This window comes from Paenibacillus salivarius (assembly GCF_051307165.1).
GTDB lineage: Bacteria > Bacillota > Bacilli > Paenibacillales > Paenibacillaceae > Fontibacillus.
The window spans coordinates 607,556-627,141 of the sequence record NZ_CP195592.1; the positions used below are offsets into that span (position 1 = coordinate 607,556).

At 52.3% G+C, this 19,586-nt stretch carries 21 protein-coding genes; 13 read left to right on the plus strand and 8 right to left on the minus strand.

The window, feature by feature from the left end; all coding sequences use genetic code 11:
- Positions 1–96 precede the first annotated feature (96 nt).
- The gene (locus ACSFXJ_RS02700) at positions 97–834 is read left to right on the plus strand and encodes a glycerophosphodiester phosphodiesterase (protein ID WP_435923691.1); all 738 of its coding nucleotides are present in this window, start codon (positions 97–99) and stop codon (positions 832–834) included.
- 4 nt (positions 835–838) lie between these two features.
- Complete coding sequence (locus ACSFXJ_RS02705; protein WP_435923692.1) at positions 839–2,059, plus strand: SLC45 family MFS transporter; 1,221 nt, start codon at positions 839–841, stop codon at positions 2,057–2,059.
- A gap of 252 nt (positions 2,060–2,311) precedes the next feature.
- Here ACSFXJ_RS02705 and ACSFXJ_RS02710 read toward each other — a convergent pair whose 3' ends face one another.
- Both ACSFXJ_RS02710 and ACSFXJ_RS02715 read right to left on the minus strand, forming a co-directional pair.
- Entirely contained in the window at positions 2,312–3,088 is a 777-nt protein-coding gene (locus ACSFXJ_RS02710; RefSeq protein WP_435923693.1) for a YcnI family copper-binding membrane protein, read from the minus strand.
- Positions 3,089–3,127: 39 nt separating this feature from the next.
- On the minus strand, positions 3,128–4,804 hold the full coding sequence (locus tag ACSFXJ_RS02715) for a copper resistance protein CopC (protein WP_435923694.1): 1,677 nt from the start codon (positions 4,802–4,804) through the stop codon (positions 3,128–3,130).
- 206 nt (positions 4,805–5,010) lie between these two features.
- Here ACSFXJ_RS02715 and ACSFXJ_RS02720 point away from each other — a divergent pair, with 206 nt between their 5' ends.
- The 5 genes from ACSFXJ_RS02720 (at position 5,011) to qoxD (ending at position 10,196) form a co-directional block, all read left to right on the plus strand.
- On the plus strand, positions 5,011–5,988 hold the full coding sequence (locus tag ACSFXJ_RS02720; protein ID WP_435923695.1) for a diaminopimelate dehydrogenase: 978 nt from the start codon (positions 5,011–5,013) through the stop codon (positions 5,986–5,988).
- A 412-nt stretch (positions 5,989–6,400) separates the two neighbouring features.
- Positions 6,401–7,348: a cytochrome aa3 quinol oxidase subunit II gene (gene qoxA / locus ACSFXJ_RS02725; protein ID WP_435923696.1), complete on the plus strand. Its 948-nt coding sequence runs from the start codon at positions 6,401–6,403 to the stop codon at positions 7,346–7,348.
- Between the two features lie 25 nt (positions 7,349–7,373).
- A complete protein-coding gene (qoxB, locus tag ACSFXJ_RS02730) occupies positions 7,374–9,317 on the plus strand; it encodes a cytochrome aa3 quinol oxidase subunit I (RefSeq protein WP_435923697.1) in 1,944 nt (647 codons plus the stop codon).
- Positions 9,314–9,910, plus strand: coding sequence for a cytochrome aa3 quinol oxidase subunit III (gene qoxC, locus ACSFXJ_RS02735; protein WP_435923698.1), 597 nt, complete (start codon positions 9,314–9,316; stop codon positions 9,908–9,910). The genes qoxB and qoxC overlap by 4 nt, the downstream gene beginning before the upstream one ends.
- A 1-nt stretch (position 9,911) precedes the next feature.
- Positions 9,912–10,196: a cytochrome aa3 quinol oxidase subunit IV gene (qoxD, locus tag ACSFXJ_RS02740; protein WP_435923699.1), complete on the plus strand. Its 285-nt coding sequence runs from the start codon at positions 9,912–9,914 to the stop codon at positions 10,194–10,196.
- Positions 10,197–10,759: 563 nt separating this feature from the next.
- On the opposite strand, the gene ACSFXJ_RS02745 is transcribed toward qoxD, so the two are convergent.
- The gene (locus tag ACSFXJ_RS02745) at positions 10,760–11,314 is read right to left on the minus strand and encodes a hypothetical protein (protein WP_435923700.1); all 555 of its coding nucleotides are present in this window, start codon (positions 11,312–11,314) and stop codon (positions 10,760–10,762) included.
- A 182-nt stretch (positions 11,315–11,496) separates the two neighbouring features.
- Here ACSFXJ_RS02745 and ACSFXJ_RS02750 point away from each other — a divergent pair, with 182 nt between their 5' ends.
- Entirely contained in the window at positions 11,497–11,847 is a 351-nt protein-coding gene (locus ACSFXJ_RS02750) for a metal-sensitive transcriptional regulator (RefSeq protein WP_435923701.1), read from the plus strand.
- A 27-nt stretch (positions 11,848–11,874) separates the two neighbouring features.
- Positions 11,875–12,075: a copper chaperone CopZ gene (copZ, locus tag ACSFXJ_RS02755; RefSeq protein WP_435923702.1), complete on the plus strand. Its 201-nt coding sequence runs from the start codon at positions 11,875–11,877 to the stop codon at positions 12,073–12,075.
- A gap of 78 nt (positions 12,076–12,153) precedes the next feature.
- On the opposite strand, the gene ACSFXJ_RS02760 is transcribed toward copZ, so the two are convergent.
- The 5 genes from ACSFXJ_RS02760 to ACSFXJ_RS02780 all read right to left on the minus strand — a co-directional run bounded on the left by ACSFXJ_RS02760 (position 12,154) and on the right by ACSFXJ_RS02780 (position 16,107).
- Positions 12,154–12,753, minus strand: a complete 600-nt coding sequence (locus tag ACSFXJ_RS02760; protein WP_435923703.1) for a hypothetical protein — start codon at positions 12,751–12,753, stop codon at positions 12,154–12,156.
- Positions 12,737–12,934 (minus strand): toxin-antitoxin system HicB family antitoxin, encoded by a 198-nt coding sequence (locus ACSFXJ_RS02765; protein ID WP_435923704.1) that lies wholly within the window; start codon positions 12,932–12,934, stop codon positions 12,737–12,739. The genes ACSFXJ_RS02760 and ACSFXJ_RS02765 overlap by 17 nt, the downstream gene beginning before the upstream one ends.
- A gap of 15 nt (positions 12,935–12,949) precedes the next feature.
- Positions 12,950–13,804 carry an SPFH domain-containing protein gene (locus tag ACSFXJ_RS02770; protein ID WP_435923705.1) on the minus strand — a complete coding sequence of 285 codons (855 nt, stop codon included), beginning with the start codon at positions 13,802–13,804 and terminating at the stop codon, positions 12,950–12,952.
- A 149-nt stretch (positions 13,805–13,953) separates the two neighbouring features.
- A complete protein-coding gene (locus ACSFXJ_RS02775) occupies positions 13,954–14,580 on the minus strand; it encodes a hypothetical protein (protein WP_435923706.1) in 627 nt (208 codons plus the stop codon).
- 81 nt (positions 14,581–14,661) lie between these two features.
- Positions 14,662–16,107, minus strand: coding sequence for a PLP-dependent aminotransferase family protein (locus ACSFXJ_RS02780; protein WP_435923707.1), 1,446 nt, complete (start codon positions 16,105–16,107; stop codon positions 14,662–14,664).
- A gap of 187 nt (positions 16,108–16,294) precedes the next feature.
- Here ACSFXJ_RS02780 and ACSFXJ_RS02785 point away from each other — a divergent pair, with 187 nt between their 5' ends.
- From ACSFXJ_RS02785 to nfsA, 4 genes are all read left to right on the plus strand, one after another.
- Positions 16,295–16,906 carry a LysE/ArgO family amino acid transporter gene (locus tag ACSFXJ_RS02785; protein ID WP_435923708.1) on the plus strand — a complete coding sequence of 204 codons (612 nt, stop codon included), beginning with the start codon at positions 16,295–16,297 and terminating at the stop codon, positions 16,904–16,906.
- Between the two features lie 114 nt (positions 16,907–17,020).
- Complete coding sequence (locus tag ACSFXJ_RS02790; RefSeq protein WP_435923709.1) at positions 17,021–18,145, plus strand: YhgE/Pip domain-containing protein; 1,125 nt, start codon at positions 17,021–17,023, stop codon at positions 18,143–18,145.
- A gap of 74 nt (positions 18,146–18,219) precedes the next feature.
- Positions 18,220–18,819, plus strand: a complete 600-nt coding sequence (locus ACSFXJ_RS02795; protein WP_435923710.1) for a TetR family transcriptional regulator — start codon at positions 18,220–18,222, stop codon at positions 18,817–18,819.
- Positions 18,816–19,559: an oxygen-insensitive NADPH nitroreductase gene (nfsA, locus tag ACSFXJ_RS02800; RefSeq protein ID WP_435923711.1), complete on the plus strand. Its 744-nt coding sequence runs from the start codon at positions 18,816–18,818 to the stop codon at positions 19,557–19,559. Before ACSFXJ_RS02795 ends, nfsA begins: the two co-directional genes overlap by 4 nt.
- Positions 19,560–19,586: the final 27 nt, after the last annotated feature.

A 19,586-nucleotide genomic window follows, 5' to 3' on the forward strand; every position in this document is an offset into this window, starting at 1 on the left:
AAATTGCATTAACATAGGAGGATTATAATCGTAGGATGGATAATACATAATTATCAGTTTATTAAAATTTGACGCATATAGAAGGAGGAACTTCCATTGCCGAATCTCATCAATTTTGCGCACCGCGGAGCCGCCGGACACCGCCCGGAGAATACGATGTCATCCTTTGTCCATGCCCTTGAGCTTGGTGCCACCGGCATCGAAACCGATGTTCAAATGTCGAAGGACGGAAGGCTCGTGCTGATCCACGACGAGACGTTGCACCGGACGGCGGGAACGCCGGAGTGGGTGAAGGATCTGACGTTCGAGGAAATCCGCTCCCGGGAAGCCGGGTCTTGGTTCCATGAGGATTACCGTGGAGAAAAAATTCCGGCGTTGGAGGAACTGCTTGAACTGGTCCAGCGGACCGACACGATCGTGAATCTGGAGTTGAAAAACGGAGGTGTCCCTTACCCGGACTTGGAGCGCAAAGTGATTGAGGCGGTAAGGCATTACGGTTTATCGGAGCGCGTGATCATTTCGAGCTTTAACCATTACTCTTTGGTGGATTGCAAAAAGCTGGCACCCGAAATTCGAACGGGCATTCTGTATATGGAAGGTCTTTATGAGCCGTGGGAATACGCAAAAAGCATCGGAGCCGACGCGCTGCATGCGTTCCAGTACGCCGTCCGTCCCGAATTCGTCGCAGGGGCCACGGCGGCTGGGGTCGCTTATCATCCGTTCACGGTGAACGAAAAGCATGAGATGGAAGCTTTGATTCGCGCGGGGGTTGCCGGAATCATTACCGATTATCCGGACCGTCTTGCCGAACTGCTTTCCGCCGGGGGAGCGTGACCGGATGAAGAAAACATGGCTGCTGGGACTCGGATTCTTCAGCATCAGCTTGACTTGGGCGCTGTATAACGCCTTTGTCCCGCTTTTTTTGGAGAACTATTTGAAAAGTGCGGCACTGATCGGTTTTATGATGACGATCGATAACTACTTTGCGATGTTTCTGCAGCCATGGATCGGCCATCGCAGCGATAAGACGATGACCAAATACGGCAGACGGATGCCGTACCTGCTGATCGGGATGCCGCTGGGGGCGGTTTTTGCGGCTTTGATCCCGCTTCATACGGGACTGGTGACACTGGTGCTGTTCATGATGCTTATGAACTTGTCGATGAGTCTGTTTCGGTCGCCGACCGTCGCGTTGATGCCGGATATTACTCCCGAGCGGAAGCGGACCCGGGCCAACGGAATCATCAACTTTATGGGGGGCATCGGTTCGGTGCTTGCTTTCGGCGTCGGTTCCATGCTTTACGATATCGGCTCGTACGTACCGTTTCTGTTTGCCGGGGTAGCGATGCTGGCGTGCATGTTCGTTTTGAAGGCGGTCATCAAGGAGCCTGCGACGCTGGGGAGTACGGGGGGCGGCGAAAGCGGGCCGAAGCCTCCCGTACGGATCCGGGAGCAGCTTGACCGGACGACGCTGTTTATTCTGGGGGCTATTTTTTTCTGGTTCGTGTCCTATCAAGGCGTGGAGGCATTCTTTACGTTGTACGGAACGAAGCATGCCGGGATGAACGACAGCGAAGCTTCCTTTTCGCTGACCTTTTTCTCCCTGGCGTTTCTCGCGTTTGCGCTCCCGAGCGGATGGCTCGGCGCCAAATTCGGCAAGAAAAAGATCATCATGATCGGTGTGGCGGGATTGTTCCTTGTATTCGGCGCGGTGGTGTTCGTCGAGTCGATTCTGTTTTTGCGCATTTTATTGATTGTCGGCGGTCTTTTCTGGGCCTGCATCAATATCAACTCGTACCCTTGGATCATCGCCACCGGCAAGGAGGAAAGCATCGGTACCCGGACGGGGATCTATTATTTCGTCTCCTCCGTGGCCGCCATCGTGTCGCCTCCGCTGCTCGGCTGGGTGATCGACGTATTCGGCTATCAAGCCTTATTCCTCAGCGCTTCGGCCGGATTGCTGCTGGCGCTGTGCTGCTTGTTCGGCGCTTCTTCCGGGGAGAAGGATGCCGGGAATGGGGCGCTGCCGTTAGATAAGGCGACAGTGACAGCGGATTGACTCTCGAAATGGCGAAAAAACCTCCGAAATCGGGCCTGACGGTATGGCCGGTTTTTCGGAGGTTTTATTTTTGCGGGAATTTCTCCCGCTAATTAGCCTGTTTTTGATTTAGAAAAGGCATTAGCGGGAAAATCTCCCGTTATCCCTGCCGATTTACCCGAAAATTTGTTCCCGGTGCAAAAATAGCAGGAGCTTTTCCTCTTATTTACTATGATTTGCTGCTTTCCGAAAAAATAACGGGAGCTTTTCCTCTTATTTTTTGCGGGAGCGAAGGGTGACGCCAAGCGCGATCAGGGAAACGAGGAGTGCAGCTACGGATACGACGGTTGTCGTGATTTCCATGGCGCTGCTTCCTTTTTCTCCGGTATCGCCGGACGGCTGTTCGGCGGCTGCGTTATCCGTGCCGGTATTGACGCCGGCATTGGAGCTGTTCGCAGCGTTGCCCGAACCGGCCGCGTTGCCGGTATTGCCGGACCCGGTTCCGGCGGTTCCGTCCGCCGCTTCGTGGCCATGTCCCTGGTCGGCATGGCCGCCCTCGGCTTCAGCCGCCGCCGGATCGGCGGTTACCTTGGTGATCGAGTGCGGCTTGTCCGATCCTTCTTCTCCGCTCCATTCCACAATGCTGCCGTCGCTGTAATACTGAAATGCGTCCCAGGCCAGATCGGCTTCTTCGGCCGGATTTTTCCCGACGAATTCGAACTGCTGGAATTCTCCCGGTCCAATGCCGTCGCCTTCGGAAGACCAGGTAACGACGGTCACCTTCCCGGCATCGTCTTTGGTCAGTTCCACTTTCCAGTCGGAGATCGGCCGGTATTGCTTGAACTCCAGACCGTCCGGGATCTTTAACGATACTTTAACGGTCGGGATGTCTTTTTCCACCGGAATTTTTATGCTGTAGGTTTCCCAGGCGGAGGGCGAAGAAACGCCCGGCGAGACGGTGACATGAGCGCTGGCCACGCCGGATAACAGCAGCAAGCTTGCGGCTGCGGCGGCCCCCATGGATAGGATGCGGGATACAAATTTATTCATGATTTTCCCCTTTCGACATTTCAAAATAGTTGCTTTGTTTTAAGAGACGCTTTCCACGTCAAGCGTAAAATCGTGGTCAATCGATTCGAGCGTTTTCAGCAAAATATGAACATTGACATTCCAGCTGCCCGCCATGGTGATGATAGCGTCAGCTTCCGGCTGAAGGCCGCCGGGCATGACCACTTCAATGACCCCCATGTCCATTTCGTTGGAGGTCAAACGAAGGGTAACTTGTTCGATATTGTCCAAGGGTTTGCCATTTTGATCTTCGATGCGGACACTCATATGATTGTTCCCGATGACGTTTGGAGAAACGTCCACGATGATCCGGTAGCCTTTGACCGTTCCCTCCAAGTGGCCCGCAGGTATTTGTCCGGCGGAAGGAGCCGGCAAGTTGGAGAGCAGCGCGGCCAGCGCGAGAACGAGAAGCCCCGCACAAAACTCCATCCAAACTCCGCGCCCCAGAGGCCGGTTTCGCTTTTGCCCACGGATGAACCCATGCAAAGCCAAACCGAGCATCAGTAAGAAAAGAATGATTTTGATCAACAAAACCCGGCCATAGGCGGTTTGGATTAAATCCCCGATCGATCCTACATGGAGTACGGAACTGTAAATTCCGCTGATCAGCAACACGGACACGCATCCGGCGGCGAAGCCGGAAAAGCGGCGTATGGTTACCCAATATGACTCAGGTCGAGCCTCGGATAATCCGTATCCTCCGCCGGTTGCGGACGGAAGCAGGAAAAAGATGGACAGCAGACCGCCAAGCCAAAGCGCCGAGGCCGATAAATGCAAATAATCCGCGGCAATGGCAAGGATTCGGGATTCCGCATCAGCGGCATGGCCGATAAATGCTTTTGACATAAAAAGCCCTTGGGTAAAAATCAGGGCGAGACAGCTAACGATTCGGCCTACGGATCGGTTATGGACGGTTCGGGTCAGCCACACGATGAAAATCGTCAATACGAGCAGAAGCGCCAATTGGATTGTCCAAACCGTTCCGAATTCGGTACGTTGAAGCGTGTCCAGCAGGAGGTTGCGGTCCCATGCCCGGCTCCATGTCACTCCCGCATAAGCGGCGGTCTGTTGTGGAAGACTTGACAAGATGCCGATAATGGCAAGCGCCAGGCCGGAATAAAGAACAAGCTTGCTTCGGAAAGCAAGCGGGTTTCCGCGCAATTCCCGAGGGAGCAGGATAAGATGAAAAACCAGTACGCCCGAAAGCAGGGTCATTCCCGCATACCATAGAAAGCGGAAGATCACCAGGCCCGATCCGGGCCAAGCCGATGCTTGCCGGTCGACAGCCGGTGCAGCCTGATCGGCGCCTTCGCTGCCGACGAGAAACGTGAACGTTCCCGAAATGGGATGGCCGTCGCTTGAAACGACCTTCCAATTGACCGTGTATGCTCCGTTCGGAAGTCCGGTTTTTAAGCCGGCCGTGAGCAGGTCGGACCGGTTTTCATCGATCCGGGCGTCGCCCGAATCCACGCGTTCTCCGGTAGGACCGAGTACGGTCAGCGAAAAGAAAGCACGTTCCACCGGCTCGTTAAACTGAACCCGGATCGAAGCGGGAGGCTTATCCAATTGCTCGCCGGATGCCGGGGAAGACGAGACGATGGAAGCATGGGCGGATGCCAATCCGGGAAAGGCCGCAATCCATAGTCCGACAATGAGAAGCAGCGGCAAAATGGATTTTCCACATTTTTTAAATATCAAAATACACCCCCATTGTAATGCAATGACATATGTTACAAAAGAGTATACTTGAAAATCCAAGTAAATTTCAAAATTCGCCTTTATGCGCATTTGTCCAAATTTTTGTTCATGAAGTCTAAATTTCGGAAAAGCTCCCGATATTTAAAATAACGCAGGTCTGCGGTAAAATGGGGAGTAGACTTGTTTTTTGAAGGAGGAAACTTTAAGTGGCAGCGAACATTAAAGTAGGTATCGTAGGATACGGAAACTTGGGCCGCGGCGTGGAAAAAGCGATCAAGCAAAATTCCGATATTGAGCTTCGTGCGATTTTTTCAAGAAGACAACCGGGGGATGTGGATGCGGCAAACGGTGTCGTGCATATTTCCGAGGTCGAAAAGTACAAAGGGGATATCGACGTCCTGATTCTTTGCGGAGGCTCGGCCACCGACCTTCCGGAACAAGGACCGGAGCTTGCGGCGTTGTTTAACACCGTGGACAGCTTTGATACCCATGCGAAAATTCCCGAATATTTCGAGAAAGTCGACGCGGCTGCCGTTAAAGGCGGAAATGTCAGCGTTATCTCCACAGGCTGGGATCCGGGCTTGTTCTCCCTGAACCGTTTGCTGGCGGAAGCCATTTTGCCGGAAGGCAAAGACTACACGTTCTGGGGCAAAGGCGTGAGCCAAGGCCACTCCGATGCGATCCGCCGCGTACCTGGCGTCAAGAACGGCGTTCAGTACACGATTCCGATCGAATCCGCGGTAGAGCGCGTGCGCAACGGGGAAAATCCTGAGCTGGCCACGAAAGAAAAGCATCTTCGCGAATGCTATGTCGTCGCAGAAGAAGGAGCCGATAAGGCGAAGATCGAACGTGAGATCAAAGAAATGCCTAACTATTTCTCCGACTATATCACGACGGTCAATTTTATCAGCGAAGAGGAATTGAAAAAGAACCACTCCACCATGCCGCACGGCGGGAATGTGCTCCGCAGCGGACGTACCGGAGAAAACAGCACTCAGATCATCGAATTCAGCTTGAAGCTGGACAGCAATCCGGAATTCACGGCAAGCGTGCTCGTCGCTTATGCCCGCGCGGTGTACAAGCTCTCCAAATCCGGAGAAAAAGGGGCTAAGACGGTATTTGATATTCCGTTCGGACTGTTGTCCCCGAAATCGCCGGAACAACTCCGCAAAGAATTGCTGTAATTGGTGAGAACATAAAGGAAAGTAACGTGTGTTTGCGCGTTGAAAGGGACCTGGCGAATAGCCGGGTCTTTTTTTGTTTTTTTATAAAAACACTAAATATGTGATTATTATCACTAACCAATGGATTCATTATGACAATTTTGCGAACTATGCTGTCGAACCCGGTCATTGTGAACAATTATCAAAATCGCGGATTTCGGCTGAATTTGAGCAAATATGGCCTTATTTGAGGATTGGACAAGATGATTAGAAGAGTGATATAGATCATAGCTGTAAAATAATTGAAAAATTACCTATCTCTATGAATTGTTATTGTTTCAGGTGTTCTCTAACATGAAGTTATATGTTGATTTGTGAAATCATCCGCTAATTGTGATGAGGTCCATAAATAAGAAAGGGGTATCGGAATCCTATGAAAAGGAAAGGATTGCTGCTTGCTGTTTTTACAGCGCTTCTTGTCCTTCTGAGTGGATGTAGCTCTTTGGATGTATTAAACCCGAAAGGGCCGGTGGCCAAGACACAATCTAATGTCATTATTTTCTCGATCTTGGTCATGGCGCTGGTTCTGTTGGTCGTCTATGTTTTGTATGTTTTCATGCTTACAAAGTACCGCGCCTCGAAGGCGGCTCCCGACTATGAACCGCCGCATGAGGAAGGCAGCAAATGGTTGGAAATCACATGGATCGCGATTCCGGTCGTCATTGTTGCCATTTTGTCGGTCGTTACCGTGAAATCCACGAGTGCGGTGGAAAAAGTGCCTGTAGGCTATGAAGATCAGAAACCGCTCGTGATTTACGCCGCATCCTCCAACTGGAAATGGCATTTCAGCTATCCGGAGGAAGGAATCGAGACGGTCAACTATGTAAACATTCCTACGCATCGTCCGGTTGAATTCAGACTGTATTCGTACGGTCCGATCTCCAGCTTCTGGGTGCCGCAGTTGGGCGGTCAGAAATATGCGATGAGCGATATGGTGAACAAGTTGAATCTTGTCGCGGAGCACGAGGGCTCGTATATGGGGAAAAACTCGAACTTCTCGGGCGAAGGCTTTGCCCATATGGAGTTCGAAGTGCTGGCTCAGTCGGCTACTGAGTTCGATAAATGGATTGAAGAAGTTAAATCGACGGCTCCAGAACTGACGGAGCAAGAATTCGATACCCTTCTTGAAGAGGGGATTCTCGGAAGAAAGACTTACACTTCGACGCATCTGGATTTCAGCCCTGCGCCTGAAGGAGAGAACGCCGGACATAACCACGGCGGTTCGGAAAGCACGGATTCCGAAGGTCATGACGCCAATAACGGCGAGATGGACCATTCGGAAATGGACCACTCGGAGATGGATCATTCTCACGGCAACTAAAGATAAAGAAGGGAGCTAGCAGGACATGAAATGGGACGAATTTTTCGTCACGGGCGAGCCGATGATTTACGCTGCGATGGTCAGCATTGTCGTCGCATCGTTAGCGATCTTGATCGGCTTGACCTATTTTAAGAAATGGGGCTACTTGTGGCGCGAATGGCTGACGACCGTCGACCATAAGCGGATCGGTATCATGTACATCATCTGCGCTTTGCTCATGCTGTTCCGCGGCGGCGTTGACGCTCTCCTGATGCGGGGGCAGCTCGCCATGCCGGAAAACGGACTGTTGGACGCGCAGCACTATAATGAAATATTTACGACCCACGGGGTCATCATGATTTTGTTCATGGCAATGCCGTTTGTTATCGGCTTGATGAACGTTGTCGTTCCGCTGCAAATCGGGGCGCGAGACGTTGCGTTTCCGCGGCTTAACGCCGTCAGCTTCTGGCTGTTCTTTGCCGGGGCAATGCTGTTCAACATTTCGTTCGTCATCGGGGGATCCCCGGACGCCGGATGGACCGCGTACTTCCCGTTGGCAAGTACGGAATTCAGCCCGACGGTAGGCAATAACTATTATGCCATTGCTTTGCAGATTTCCGGGATCGGTACGCTGATGACCGGGGTCAACTTTATCGCAACGATTCTGAAAATGCGCGCACCAGGCATGAAGCTGATGAGAATGCCGATGTTTACCTGGTCCGTATTGATCACTTGCGTAATTATTTTGTTTGCGTTCCCGGTATTGACCGTGGCGCTTGCGCTCATGATGTTTGACCGGCAGTTCGGTACCCAGTTCTTTACGATGGCTAACGGCGGTATGGATATGCTCTGGGCCAACCTGTTCTGGGTATGGGGACATCCGGAAGTGTATATCGTTATTTTGCCAGCGTTCGGGATTTATAGTGAGGTTATCTCGACGTTCGCGCGTAAAAACCTGTACGGCTACAAATCCATGGTTTACAGTATGGTCGTGATTTCGGGCCTGTCGTTCCTTGTATGGGCGCATCACTTCTACACGATGGGCCATGGCGTAATGGTGAACGGCGTATTCTCCATTACAACGATGCTGATCGCGGTTCCTACCGGGGTCAAAATATTCAACTGGCTATTTACGCTCCGAAAAGGGCGGATTGAGTTTACGACGCCGATGCTTTACTCCCTGGCGTTTATTCCGATCTTTACGATCGGCGGGGTGACCGGGGTCATGCTCGCCATGGCGAGTGCCGACTACCAGTACCACAATACGATGTTCCTGGTGGCCCACTTCCACTATGTGCTGATTCCGGGTACCGTATTTGCGGTCATCGCCGGCTTCTACTACTGGTTCCCGAAACTGTTCGGGTTCCGGCTTAACGAACGCCAAGGCAAACGCGCCTTCTGGTGGATCGTGATCAGCTTTAACGTTACGTTCTTCCCGCTGTTCTTCCTTGGACTTAAAGGGATGACCCGCCGGATGTATACGTACTCGGAAAGCTCGGGCTTCGGTCCGTTGAACTTGCTCGCTTCGATCGGTTCGGTCGGGCTTGCGATCGGATTTATTTTACTGGTTTACAACATTTATTGGAGCTTCCGGTATGCGCCGAGAGATACGACGGGCGATCCGTGGAATGCGCGGACCCTGGAGTGGAGTACGCACAGCCCGGTTCCGGAGTACAACTTTGCGATTGTACCTACGGTAAAAGGCCTGGATCCTTACTGGGAGCATAAAAAGGGCGGTCATCAGCTGTATAAAGGCAACCTGGAGGAAATCCACATGCCGAACAACAGCGGACAGCCGGTGATTTTGGGCATTATCTTCTTCTTCTTGGGATTCTTTATGGTATTCAGCTGGTGGGTTCCGGCAATCATTGCAGGAATCGGAGTGATCGTGATGCTGGCGGTTCGTTCGTTCGAACGTGACCACGGGCGTCATATACCGGTGAAGGAAATTAAGGAAACGGAAGCGAAACTGGGGGGTGAACAGGCATGAAATTAGATCATACGCTGCCGCTGGAGTATCGTTCGGAAGAGAACAGCAACCGTATTTTCGGGTTCTGGCTGTTCCTCGGCGCGGAAATCGTTCTGTTCTCGACACTGTTTGCCGTTTACCTTACACTTTGGAACCGTACAGGCAACGGTCCGACAGGACAGGAAATTTTCGAGATCGGTCCGGTTTTGATTGAAACGTTCGTACTGCTCACAAGTAGTTTTACGATCGGTCTGGCAATTAACAGTATGCGTCTCGGCTTGAAAAAGCCGACGCTGATTTTCTTCGGGATTACGTTGCTGCTCGGCCTCGGTTTCCTCGGGGTCGAAATTACGGAATTCGTGACTTACGTTCATGAAGGAGCCACGATTCATACCAGCGCGTTCCTCTCCAGCTTATTCGTCCTGCTGGGCACGCACGGTGCCCACGTGACGATGGGTCTGCTCTGGGGGATCGGACTGATGATTCAAATCGGCCGTGAAGGGTTCACGCTGGATACGGCGAACAAATCGTTCATTTTCTCGCTGTACTGGCACTTCCTTGACGTCGTTTGGATTTTCATTTTCAGCTTTGTATATTTGAAAGGACTGATGTGACATGAGTAAATTGTTTCCGGCCAAACACGTCCTGGGTTATGTGTTCTCGCTGATCCTTTCCGTTGTCGCACTGTCCGTCGTTTACTTCGACTTGTCCCTGGGGGTCGGCCTGACGATTCTGCTCGTTAGCGCAGCGATCCAGATGGGCGTTCAGTTGATGCTGTTTATGCACATCGGCGAGGACGGATCGAAAAAGGAGCTATATACGAATATCGCATATGCCCTGTTCGTCGGCCTGGTTACCGTGTTCGGTACCCTGTTCGCGATGATTTGGGGTTACCAGTAATATAAGAAGCAGAAACCGCAGTTCCCTAAGGGGGCTGCGGTTTTTTTGTTTTCAATAGAGGGATGATGATGGATAACTTAGAGGCCGCAAGAAGTATGAAGGTCACTGAAGTAAGGTTATTGTGCGTAGTATCCCCAGGCCGTAGAAGTGTGGAGGCCGCCACTGTAGTAAGTTAGGGCCCAGAGGTAACTCCAGGTCGTAGAAGTATGGGTTTAGGTCGCTAAGTGTGGCGCTGAGTCCTTCAAGTATGCTCTCAACAGCTGTAGTATGCTATGGATAGCTGAAGTATGGATCAGGGTTGCAGAAGTAACTTTATGTTGCGGATGAGTGGATGTCGCCGAAGTATGGAATTAGGACGCAAAATTAACTCATGGTTCCAGAAGTATAGTTCATGCTGATGTTCCAGAATGCTTGATTGGAAAAAATCCAACCAAATGTAAGTGAGAAGCAAAGTTTGGAGTCTTGGTTGGAAATTATCCAACCATTTCGGGAAAAATAGCTCGTATTATCGCCTAAAACACTCAAATCGTTGGAAAAAATCCAATCAAAGCCGAAGATTCAGTCTATATAGCGTTTCTTCGTTGGAACTTTTCCAATCGGCGCAACTGGGCCGGTCCTCCGGTTCCCGATGGTTTCAGCAGACCTTTGTCCACCAAAGATCTCAGCCGCTTCCGGCCTGTTCGGAAATCCACCGCCAAGTGCAGCCTCACATCTTTAGGGCGGATGTATCTGTCCAGGCTCCAAGCAAGGCGAAGAATTTCTTTTTCCGCTGGATCCAAGGCGGTGTCCGGTGTGCTGCGAATCAAGTACGGGCCAATCACCATCTGGAGCATCATGCGGCGAATTTCCGGCTTGTTTTTAATATCGTCAAAAGAAAAATGCAGCATGGTCCAGCCTATACCGGTCAGAAAGTTATCCCGGTTTAGCGCATAACTGAAGGCTTCGCGATCCAAAGTCTTTAACGTGGCTTTGATATCCGTCGCATTCCAACCCGAATTTGCCGAAGGGAGGGAGGAAGGAGAAGTCGAGAAACTGCGATTTCCGGTTCCATCGTACACTTCGTAATCCGGATGCAGGTTCTCGAATGAACCGAATAACGGCCACCATACCTGCTCCAAAAACAGCTCCTCCGCAAAGTTATGGCTGCGAATCAATCGGGGACAGCAGGCAAATATTATAAAACAGCAAAATCAAGTTTAACTTTACATACCCTATAGGGGTATAGTATAATGACAATGCAAGGGGTTAAACCTCAATTCCAACATTATTGCCTGCATGCAAGCGAAGGGGAGAGGATTATATGTCTGACAAAGTGGAGCATGACCATACGGTTCAATCGGAAGCCGATCCATGCTGCGGAAGCGGCGCAAGCGAAAGGCATAGCCATCATTCGGAAGCCGTCAAAAACAATTTGACGAGCCGGTTAAACCGGATCGAAGGGCAAATTCGCGGTATTAAAGGGATGATCGAGAAAGACACTTATTGTGACGATGTGCTGAATCAGATTGCGGCCGTCCAATCCGCCTTGAACAGCGTAGGTAAGCTGCTTTTGGAAGGGCATATGAAGAGCTGCGTCATCGAACGGATTCAAGCCGGAGAAACCGAAGTCATCGAAGAACTGCTGGTGACCGTAAATAAATTGATGAAATAACGATAATATACTGGGGAGGAATTTCAAATGGCAAACATCACGTTGAACGTTGAAGGAATGTCGTGCAACCATTGCGTCAATTCGATCGAAGGAGCCTTGAAAGAACTGGGAGCATCGGCCAAAGTAGACCTTGCGGCAAATAACGTTTCCGTTACTTATGATGAAGGCAAGCTGACGGTAGAGGCGATTAAAGAAGCGATTGAGGATCAGGGATACGACGTCGTCTAATCTCCGACAAAAAGGGAAAGCCGCCTACGAACCTGGATATGACCAGCGTTCGCAGCGCGGCTTTTTTGCTTTATTGAATTATGCGGCACGGATAAAGCCTTGCTCATGAAGTGCGGCGATGATTAGTTTCATCAGGCCCACGGCCCGGGCGAGCGTTTCCTTGTCGGGCTTTTTGCTGCTTTCGGATACGCTTAGCACCGCTTTGTTTCCATAGTGCCGAAGCTTTACGTAAGCGCGAGGGTTCGATTCGAGCGCCTCATGTAAACCTTCCTGCTTTAGGATCGAACGGAGCAGGCTGGGATGGGATGCTTTGGCATGAAACTGTTTGTTCATGGCCGCGTTCGGCAAAGTCACGGGACGGAGCTGAGGCCGAAAAGGGATGAAAAGCGGACGCTTGGACCGGCATAGATGAAATTCCAGTTTTCTTCGGGGAGCAAACTCGAATTTGATACCGACGGTATAGTTTTTGGAAGAGTCTGAATTGCTGTCCGTAACCGTAAGGACGACTGCTCCAAGTTCCTTTCCCAATCCGATGCGTACGTGTTGCCCTCTGTATCTCCATCCCTTAAAGGAGCCGGGGACATAGTCCCCGCCGTATGCCTTCGCAAATTCTTGCAGAAGATGCGTAGTGCCCGAAACCCACCATTTTTTATGACTTGTTTTACTCGCTGCCTGCATCGTTCTTCTCCTCCTTACGGGCCGTCCGCGGCGACGGGAGACGCCCTTCTTTCCGTAGCGCTTCCCGAAGCAGGTATTCGATATGGCCGTTTACGCTTCGGAATTCGTCAGCCGCCCAGCGTTCCAAAGCTTCATAAAGTAACGGATCGAGGCGAAGCGGAAAGCTTTTTTTGCCGGCCATGTGGAATGGAGCTCCTTAGTACAACGTGCTCGTATTGATGACCGGCTGGGCGGAACGGTCGGATACGACGGCAACGAGCAGGTTGTTGATCATGGCGGCTTTGCGTTCATCGTCCAACTCGACCAAATTGTCCTTTTGAAGGCGGGAGATCGCCATTTGCACCATGGTCACCGCGCCGTCGACGATTTTTTCGCGGGCGGCGATGATCGCCTCGGCCTGTTGGCGCTGAAGCATCGCGCTGGCGATTTCCGTGGAGTAAGCCAAGTGGGTGAGGCGGGATTCAATGACTTTTACCCCGGCGATCGCCAGTCGTTTTTGGAGCTCTTCCGTCAGCTCCAGCGCGATTTCTTCGGTGTTGGCGCGAAGGGAGAAGCCGCTTCCGTCCGGCTGGTCGTAAGGATATTTGCTGGCCACATGGCGCAGCGCGGTTTCGCTTTGAATTTCGACGAACGTTTCGTATTCATCGACTTCGAACAGCGCCTTGGCCGAATCCACGACCGAGAAAACGACCACCGCGGCGATCTCGATCGGGTTCCCCCCGACATCGTTCACCTTGAGCTTGGCGCTGTTAAAATTGCGGACACGCAGCGAAACTCTTCTCCGGGTGGAGAACGGAACGGAGAAATAGAAGCCGCTCTTGCGAATGACGCCGAGATACCGCCCGAAGAACGTAATGACGTTCGCCTGGTTCGGCTGCACGATCGTCAACCCGGTTATCAGCACGAAGGCGATGACGCAAGCAGCGACGCCTGCGATCAGAGGGAGAATATCTTCCAGCGAGATCAGATAAACCCCGGCTCCGGTAATCCCCAGAATGAACAGCAGGGCTACAAAACCGTTCAAGTAAGACAATTCTTTTTCTTTGAACATACCCGAACACTCCTTGCATAAGAATATTATTTTGATATTTTTATGATATCACTTTTGCAATATATTGTAAATCGCTAACTAAAAAAATCCGCTCTCCAATCATTTTCATGAAAAGAGAACGGTTATCCGGCAAAGTATTTCGGTTATTGTCAGCTTATCCAGGTCATTCCTGCATCGGTCACGCTCCATGCGCCGTCTTCGAGTTTCAACGTGATTTTGGTCCCTACGGCACCGTTGCCGGACCTGTATTTGCTGCCTTCGATCACCGCTGCGTCTTTACTGATATCCACTTTTTCGACCCGGAGCAGGACGCCTTCCAGCACCATTTTTTCTTTAAAGCCGGGCTCCTGCTCTTGTAACCGGTCGAAAGTCTCATCCCTGATTTCAACCCCATAATCTTCAAAAGAATCGAGTATATATGCTTTATCCTCTTCCGTCAGTTGCGTCAATTCGCTCAGGTCCATAGCGATATATTTCATATCCCCGTTCAAGCCTTCATCCATATCAAACATAGCTTGAAAAGCCAGGCTATACAATTGTCCCGCCGTTCCGTTCATCTCTTTGTCTTGCGGCGGCTCCGGCGGATCTTCTTCCTTCAGACTCCCCGTGCCGGAGGTGTTTTCGGGTTCCGTGACAATTTTCGCGCCGTTCTCGGCCTGGGGCGGATTCTCCGGCGGATTGGCCCCTGCATCGGTTCCTTTTTTTGTTCCGTTACCGCAGCCGCCAAGCAATAATGTCAATGCAATGAGGACGGCGGCGATGTTCTTGCCCTTCATGAATGAAGCCCCCTTTCTTTAAGAATAGACGTTTTAAAAATAATTATGGTTGCCTACGGGCAAGAAAAAGGGAAATAAAGCCTAGAGCGACGCGACAATGCGGGCCAAACGCCCGATTCCCGGCTCCAGTTCTTCCAGGCTCGCAAAAGCATAGGACAACCTGATCCGGCCTTCGGCTTCCCGGTCATACAGATGGCCCGGATTAATCAAGATTCCTTGCTTAAGGGCGGCATCGAACAGCTTGCGCGGCGTAACGGTCCGTTTCAGCTTCAGCCAGATATAGAATCCTCCCCGGGGAAAGCTCCACTCCGCATAATCTCCGAAATGGAGCTCCAGAGCCCGCAAAGCGATTTGCCTGCGGACGCGAAGCGCTGAGCGCAGCCGCTCCAGATGCTCGTCGTACAATCCGCCGGAAAGCCATTTTGCCGCAAGGCTTTGCGACAAGGCGCTGCTTCCGTAATCGGTCTGCATTTTGATGTCGGCGAGCCTCTCGATGACGGGCTGAGGACCCGCAATCCAGCCGATGCGAAGGCCCGGGCTGAGCGTCTTCGACAAGCTGCCGACATAAAGCACGCTGCCGCTTGAATCCGAAGCCTTTAGCGGGGCGGGAGGAGGTTCATCCAGCCATAAATCCCGGTAAACATCGTCTTCGAGAATCGGAAGCCCCAACGATTGGCACGCCTCCAGTACTTGAGTCCGGCGCTTCCCGTTCATAACGATCCCGGTGGGATTATGGAAGGTTGGGATGGTGTAAAGGAGCGACCCTCCGTACTGTCTGGCATAAGGTCCGATCAGTTCGGGGCGCAGCCCTCCTTCATCCATCGGTACGCCCTGCAGATGCATTCCGGCGGATTGGAACACCGGCACGGAGTACAAATAGGAGGGGCGTTCCAAGAGCACTGTCGAACCCGGCTGCAGCAAGCCTGCCGAAATAAGCTGCAAGGCTTGCAGGGCGCCGGAAACGATAAGAATCGATGAAGGCGATACGGCGATGCCGACGGTCTGCAATCGAGCGCTAAGCGCCTTCCGGAGGTCCAAATCGCCGTTCGGTTCGCCATAACCCAATTCGGGAACGCGGACCGCCATGTCGCGGAGCAGCTCTTCCATGCCGGACCGCGGAAGCAGCTCCGGGGATAGCTCGCCCGTCCCGAGCCTTAGGATGCCCGAGTCGAACTCCGCGCGGTTGATCTCCTGGACCGTCGGCAGGTTCGGCCGGTGGATGCCTGCGTTGACATAGGCGTTCCAATCCGGAGGCGGCGTGGAAGCAAGCGCGCCCCAGGTCCGGTTGACGACCCGGGTGCCGCCTCCGCGTCCGCCTTCGATCATGCCCGCGGCGGCGAGCTCGTCCATCGCCGTGACGACGGTACTGCGGTTCACGCCGAAGCTCTGTGCCAGTTCGCGCTGGGAAGGAAGGCGGGTGCCGACGGGCCACTCGCCGCTTGCGATTTTATCGCGGATAAAATGGGTGATCTGAACATGCAGCGGTACCGGAGAGTGGCGGTTGGGCTGCCATATCGGTTTTTCCATCGGTGTCATCGTCCTCCTGCGACCGTGTTCTTCTCGTTTTATGGATACGGCTATTATAACGTTTGGTTGGTTTTATATCCAACCAAATGGATGGAGCCGGCAGCGGTCCATGACGCTACAATAAAGTGCGGGAACTGGCCGAAGATAACTCGGAGGTTCTTTACATCAAGAGAATGAGGTGGACTTTATGACAGGGGCATTTTTTCACGGATTTATGCTCGCGCTGGGGCTGATCTTGCCTTTGGGCGTACAGAATGTATTTGTGTTTAATCAAGGGGCGGCGGGGAAGAAGTGGCCAGGGGCTCTGCCGGCCGTCGTCACCGCTGGATTGTGCGACACGCTGCTGATTGTTTTTGCCGTGATGGGCGTATCGATGGTCGTACTCGCGGTGGATTGGCTGAAGACGGTATTATTTATCGCCGGGGCCTGCTTCATGATTTTTATGGGATGGTCGTTATGGAAAGGAACCCCCGGGGGAGAAGGGAATGCAACGGGCGGCTTGCCGCCGGTAAAACAGGCGGTGTTCGCGATGTCCGTATCCCTGCTGAATCCGCACGCGATTTTGGATACGGTCGGAGTCATCGGATCAAGCTCGTTAAATTATGCGGGTATTGAAAAATATGTCTTTACTCTAGCCACGGTTTTAGTATCGTGGATTTGGTTCGCCGGCTTGGCCATAGCAGGCAGATACGTGGGAAGGATTAGCCGAAGCGGATTATGGCTACGCAGGTTAAATCTATGCTCGGCGGTCGTGATTTGGATCATGGCCGCATATTTATTGGTCAACGGATTGGCCTGAAATACGATATTTTAAATTTTAGATTGACAAATGACACTCACCTTCATATGATTTAAACGAATGTTTTAAACATATGTTTAATAATGAATTTTTACAGGGAGAGTGGCAAGAACCATGAAAAAAGGTTTAATGGCGTTTCTCAAAGCCCCGCAAACCAAAATCGGCATCCTGACGGCATTGATGTTCCAGGTAATCTTCTGCCTCATCTGGATGACGGCTTATGACGGGGTGACCGAGCGGGTCGATCGATTTACGATTGCGGCCGTCAACGAGGACGGTGCGTTCGGAATGCAGCTCGTGGACGGTTTTCAGAAAAATACGCCTTTTCGATGGGAAACCGGCTTGACGGAGCAAGATGCGAGGGAAGCGTTGGAGCGGCGGGAATTACAGATGATCGTCAAAATCCCGGCCGGATTCGGACAGCGGCTGCAGGCCCCCGGAGAAGCGGCGTCATTGGAATATACGATGAACGGATCGAATGCGATGATGGTATCCAGTGTGATGGATAGCACGGCAGCCAAAATCACGGATTCGGTGAACCGGATGGTTTCGGCCCAGGCCGCTCCGGAATTATCCGGAAAGGTGGATTCCAGAGTGGAGACGATTCACCCCGTGGACGGAATGAATAATCAGATGGTGCCGATGATGCTGGTACTGGCTTCGTATGTCGGTACGATGATTATGGGAATGAATCTGCAGCAGGCATCCGGCCTAATCGGTTCCGAATTGTCCGGTTGGCAGCGTTTTGGAGCCAGAACCGTCATCAACCTGGTATCATCCCTCGCCATCGCCCTGGTCGGAACGAGCCTCGTGTTCGCGTTGGGAGGGCAAGCGAACGAAGGATTCTTCGCCTTCTGGTCGTTCCAGAGCTTGATCGTTCTGGCGTTCCTGTTCTTTTCGCAGATGTTTCTGCAATGGTTCGGGATGGCGGGCATGCTGTTCAATATCGCAGCGCTTTCGCTGCAGTTGGTGACTTCGGGAGCTTTGGTTCCGCGTCAATTGTTGAACGGTTTTTATCATGCGACCGGGGATTTTCTTCCTGCAACCTATGCGGTAGAGGGCCTGATGAACATTCAGTTTGGCGGAGCCGGGACGATATCGTCCCGCGACATTGTATGGCTCGGCGTCATCGCTGCGGCAAGCCTTTTGGTCGGACTGGCGGCGGAACTGTTTAAAGGGCGGGGGCCGAAGCGTGAGACCGCGAAAGATCAGGCGGCATTGGAATTTGCCGCGGAGTGAACCGAAGCTCGCCGGCCTTGCGGATCAAAGTTGAAAGTTTCATAATGGGACTAGAATAGGTAAGGGGACTTGCTATGGAACTTTCTGATACGGATGTAAAAATGCGCATACTTATATCGGCGAAATCGTTGTTTGCCAAACAAGGATTTGACGGAACGAGCGTAAGGCAAATCTGCGAGGCGGCGGGCGCCAATGTAGCGCTGGTTTCCTACTACTTCGGGGGCAAGGAGAAAGTGTTCGAAGCGATTTTCGAGCACTTTTTCCCGGGCACCCCCGAGGCGTTTTTCAGGTATGAAGAGGAACTGAAGGACCCGCTGGAGGGCTTGAAAATGCTGACCCGGGAAATCCTGAAGTTCACGATTCAGGACAAAGAGCTGAGCGATATCGTTCAGCAGGAATTGACGCTGCAATCTCCCCGGCTGAACATCGTGTTCTCGTTTTTGAAGCCGGTGTGGTCCAAAGTCAAAGAATTGCTTGAGCTTGGCAAAGAGCAAGGGATTTTTCGGTACGATTCTTTGTCTGCGACTCTGCTCATGGTGCTGGGAGTGGCCTTGTCCCACAAAAGATACCGGAATCTCGAGTTTTTGACGGATATCCGGGAAGATTTTTCGGAAACCTATCCGGAGCATGCGGTTCAATTTATTATGAGGGGTTTGGGAGTGAATTCGGCATGAATGAGGTCATCGCACAAATTAAAAAGCATCGATCCATCCGGAAGTATTCCGAAAAGCCGGTGTCCCGGGAGCAAATCGAAGAAATCGCCCGGGCGGCGCAGTGGGCTTCAAGCTCCAGTAATGTGCAGGCGTACAGCGTTATCGCGGTGACCGACCGGGAGCGGAAGGACAAGCTGAAGGAGTTATGCGGTCAGCAGGCTTATATTTCCGAATGCCCCGTGTTTCTGGTCTGGTGCGGGGATCTGTCCAGATTGAAATCCGCGGCGGAGCGGCATTTGCCGGACCGGGAAACTTACGAGGATACGACGGAGAACTTGATCGTCGCCACGGTCGATGCGGCTCTGGCGGCTCAAAATGCGGCCGTGGCCGCGGAGTCGCTCGGTCTCGGCATCGTATACATCGGCGGCATCCGCAACAGAAGCGAGGAAGTTGCCGAGCTGCTCGGCCTTCCGGAGCTGGTCTATCCCGTATTCGGCATGTGCGTCGGCTATCCGGACCAGGAACCGGGGCAGCGTCCGCGCTTGCCGCAGCAGGCGGTGCTGCACTGGAACGGGTATGACCCGGAGAGCTCGGAAAAAGGCGTGGAGCAGTATGACGAGGTCATGGTAAAGTATCTGCGGGAGAGAACCGGCGGAGCGAAGGATACCCCATGGTCCGTCTTGATGGCGGAAAAGCTGGCCCAGCCGGCCCGGTTGCACATGCGGGAATTTTTGGAGAAGCGCGGTTTCGGATTCAAATAAGCATTACGATAACTTGGAGGCTGCCTG

What these genes read in the sequence shown, in the direction of transcription:
- ACSFXJ_RS02770 (WP_435923705.1), bottom strand. Translation starts at nt 13,804, where the DNA reads ATGTTCAAAGAAAAAGAATTGTCTTACTTGAACGGTTTTGTAGCCCTG.
- ACSFXJ_RS02790 (WP_435923709.1), top strand. Translation starts at nt 17,021, where the DNA reads ATGAAAAAAGGTTTAATGGCGTTTCTCAAAGCCCCGCAAACCAAAATC.
- ACSFXJ_RS02765 (WP_435923704.1), bottom strand. Translation starts at nt 12,934, where the DNA reads ATGGCCGGCAAAAAAAGCTTTCCGCTTCGCCTCGATCCGTTACTTTAT.
- nfsA (WP_435923711.1), top strand. Translation starts at nt 18,816, where the DNA reads ATGAATGAGGTCATCGCACAAATTAAAAAGCATCGATCCATCCGGAAG.
- ACSFXJ_RS02785 (WP_435923708.1), top strand. Translation starts at nt 16,295, where the DNA reads ATGACAGGGGCATTTTTTCACGGATTTATGCTCGCGCTGGGGCTGATC.
- ACSFXJ_RS02795 (WP_435923710.1), top strand. Translation starts at nt 18,220, where the DNA reads ATGGAACTTTCTGATACGGATGTAAAAATGCGCATACTTATATCGGCG.
- qoxD (WP_435923699.1), top strand. Translation starts at nt 9,912, where the DNA reads ATGAGTAAATTGTTTCCGGCCAAACACGTCCTGGGTTATGTGTTCTCG.
- qoxB (WP_435923697.1), top strand. Translation starts at nt 7,374, where the DNA reads ATGAAATGGGACGAATTTTTCGTCACGGGCGAGCCGATGATTTACGCT.
- ACSFXJ_RS02775 (WP_435923706.1), bottom strand. Translation starts at nt 14,580, where the DNA reads ATGAAGGGCAAGAACATCGCCGCCGTCCTCATTGCATTGACATTATTG.
- ACSFXJ_RS02750 (WP_435923701.1), top strand. Translation starts at nt 11,497, where the DNA reads ATGTCTGACAAAGTGGAGCATGACCATACGGTTCAATCGGAAGCCGAT.
- ACSFXJ_RS02705 (WP_435923692.1), top strand. Translation starts at nt 839, where the DNA reads ATGAAGAAAACATGGCTGCTGGGACTCGGATTCTTCAGCATCAGCTTG.
- qoxC (WP_435923698.1), top strand. Translation starts at nt 9,314, where the DNA reads ATGAAATTAGATCATACGCTGCCGCTGGAGTATCGTTCGGAAGAGAAC.
- ACSFXJ_RS02780 (WP_435923707.1), bottom strand. Translation starts at nt 16,107, where the DNA reads ATGGAAAAACCGATATGGCAGCCCAACCGCCACTCTCCGGTACCGCTG.
- ACSFXJ_RS02760 (WP_435923703.1), bottom strand. Translation starts at nt 12,753, where the DNA reads ATGCAGGCAGCGAGTAAAACAAGTCATAAAAAATGGTGGGTTTCGGGC.
- qoxA (WP_435923696.1), top strand. Translation starts at nt 6,401, where the DNA reads ATGAAAAGGAAAGGATTGCTGCTTGCTGTTTTTACAGCGCTTCTTGTC.
- ACSFXJ_RS02710 (WP_435923693.1), bottom strand. Translation starts at nt 3,088, where the DNA reads ATGAATAAATTTGTATCCCGCATCCTATCCATGGGGGCCGCCGCAGCC.
- copZ (WP_435923702.1), top strand. Translation starts at nt 11,875, where the DNA reads ATGGCAAACATCACGTTGAACGTTGAAGGAATGTCGTGCAACCATTGC.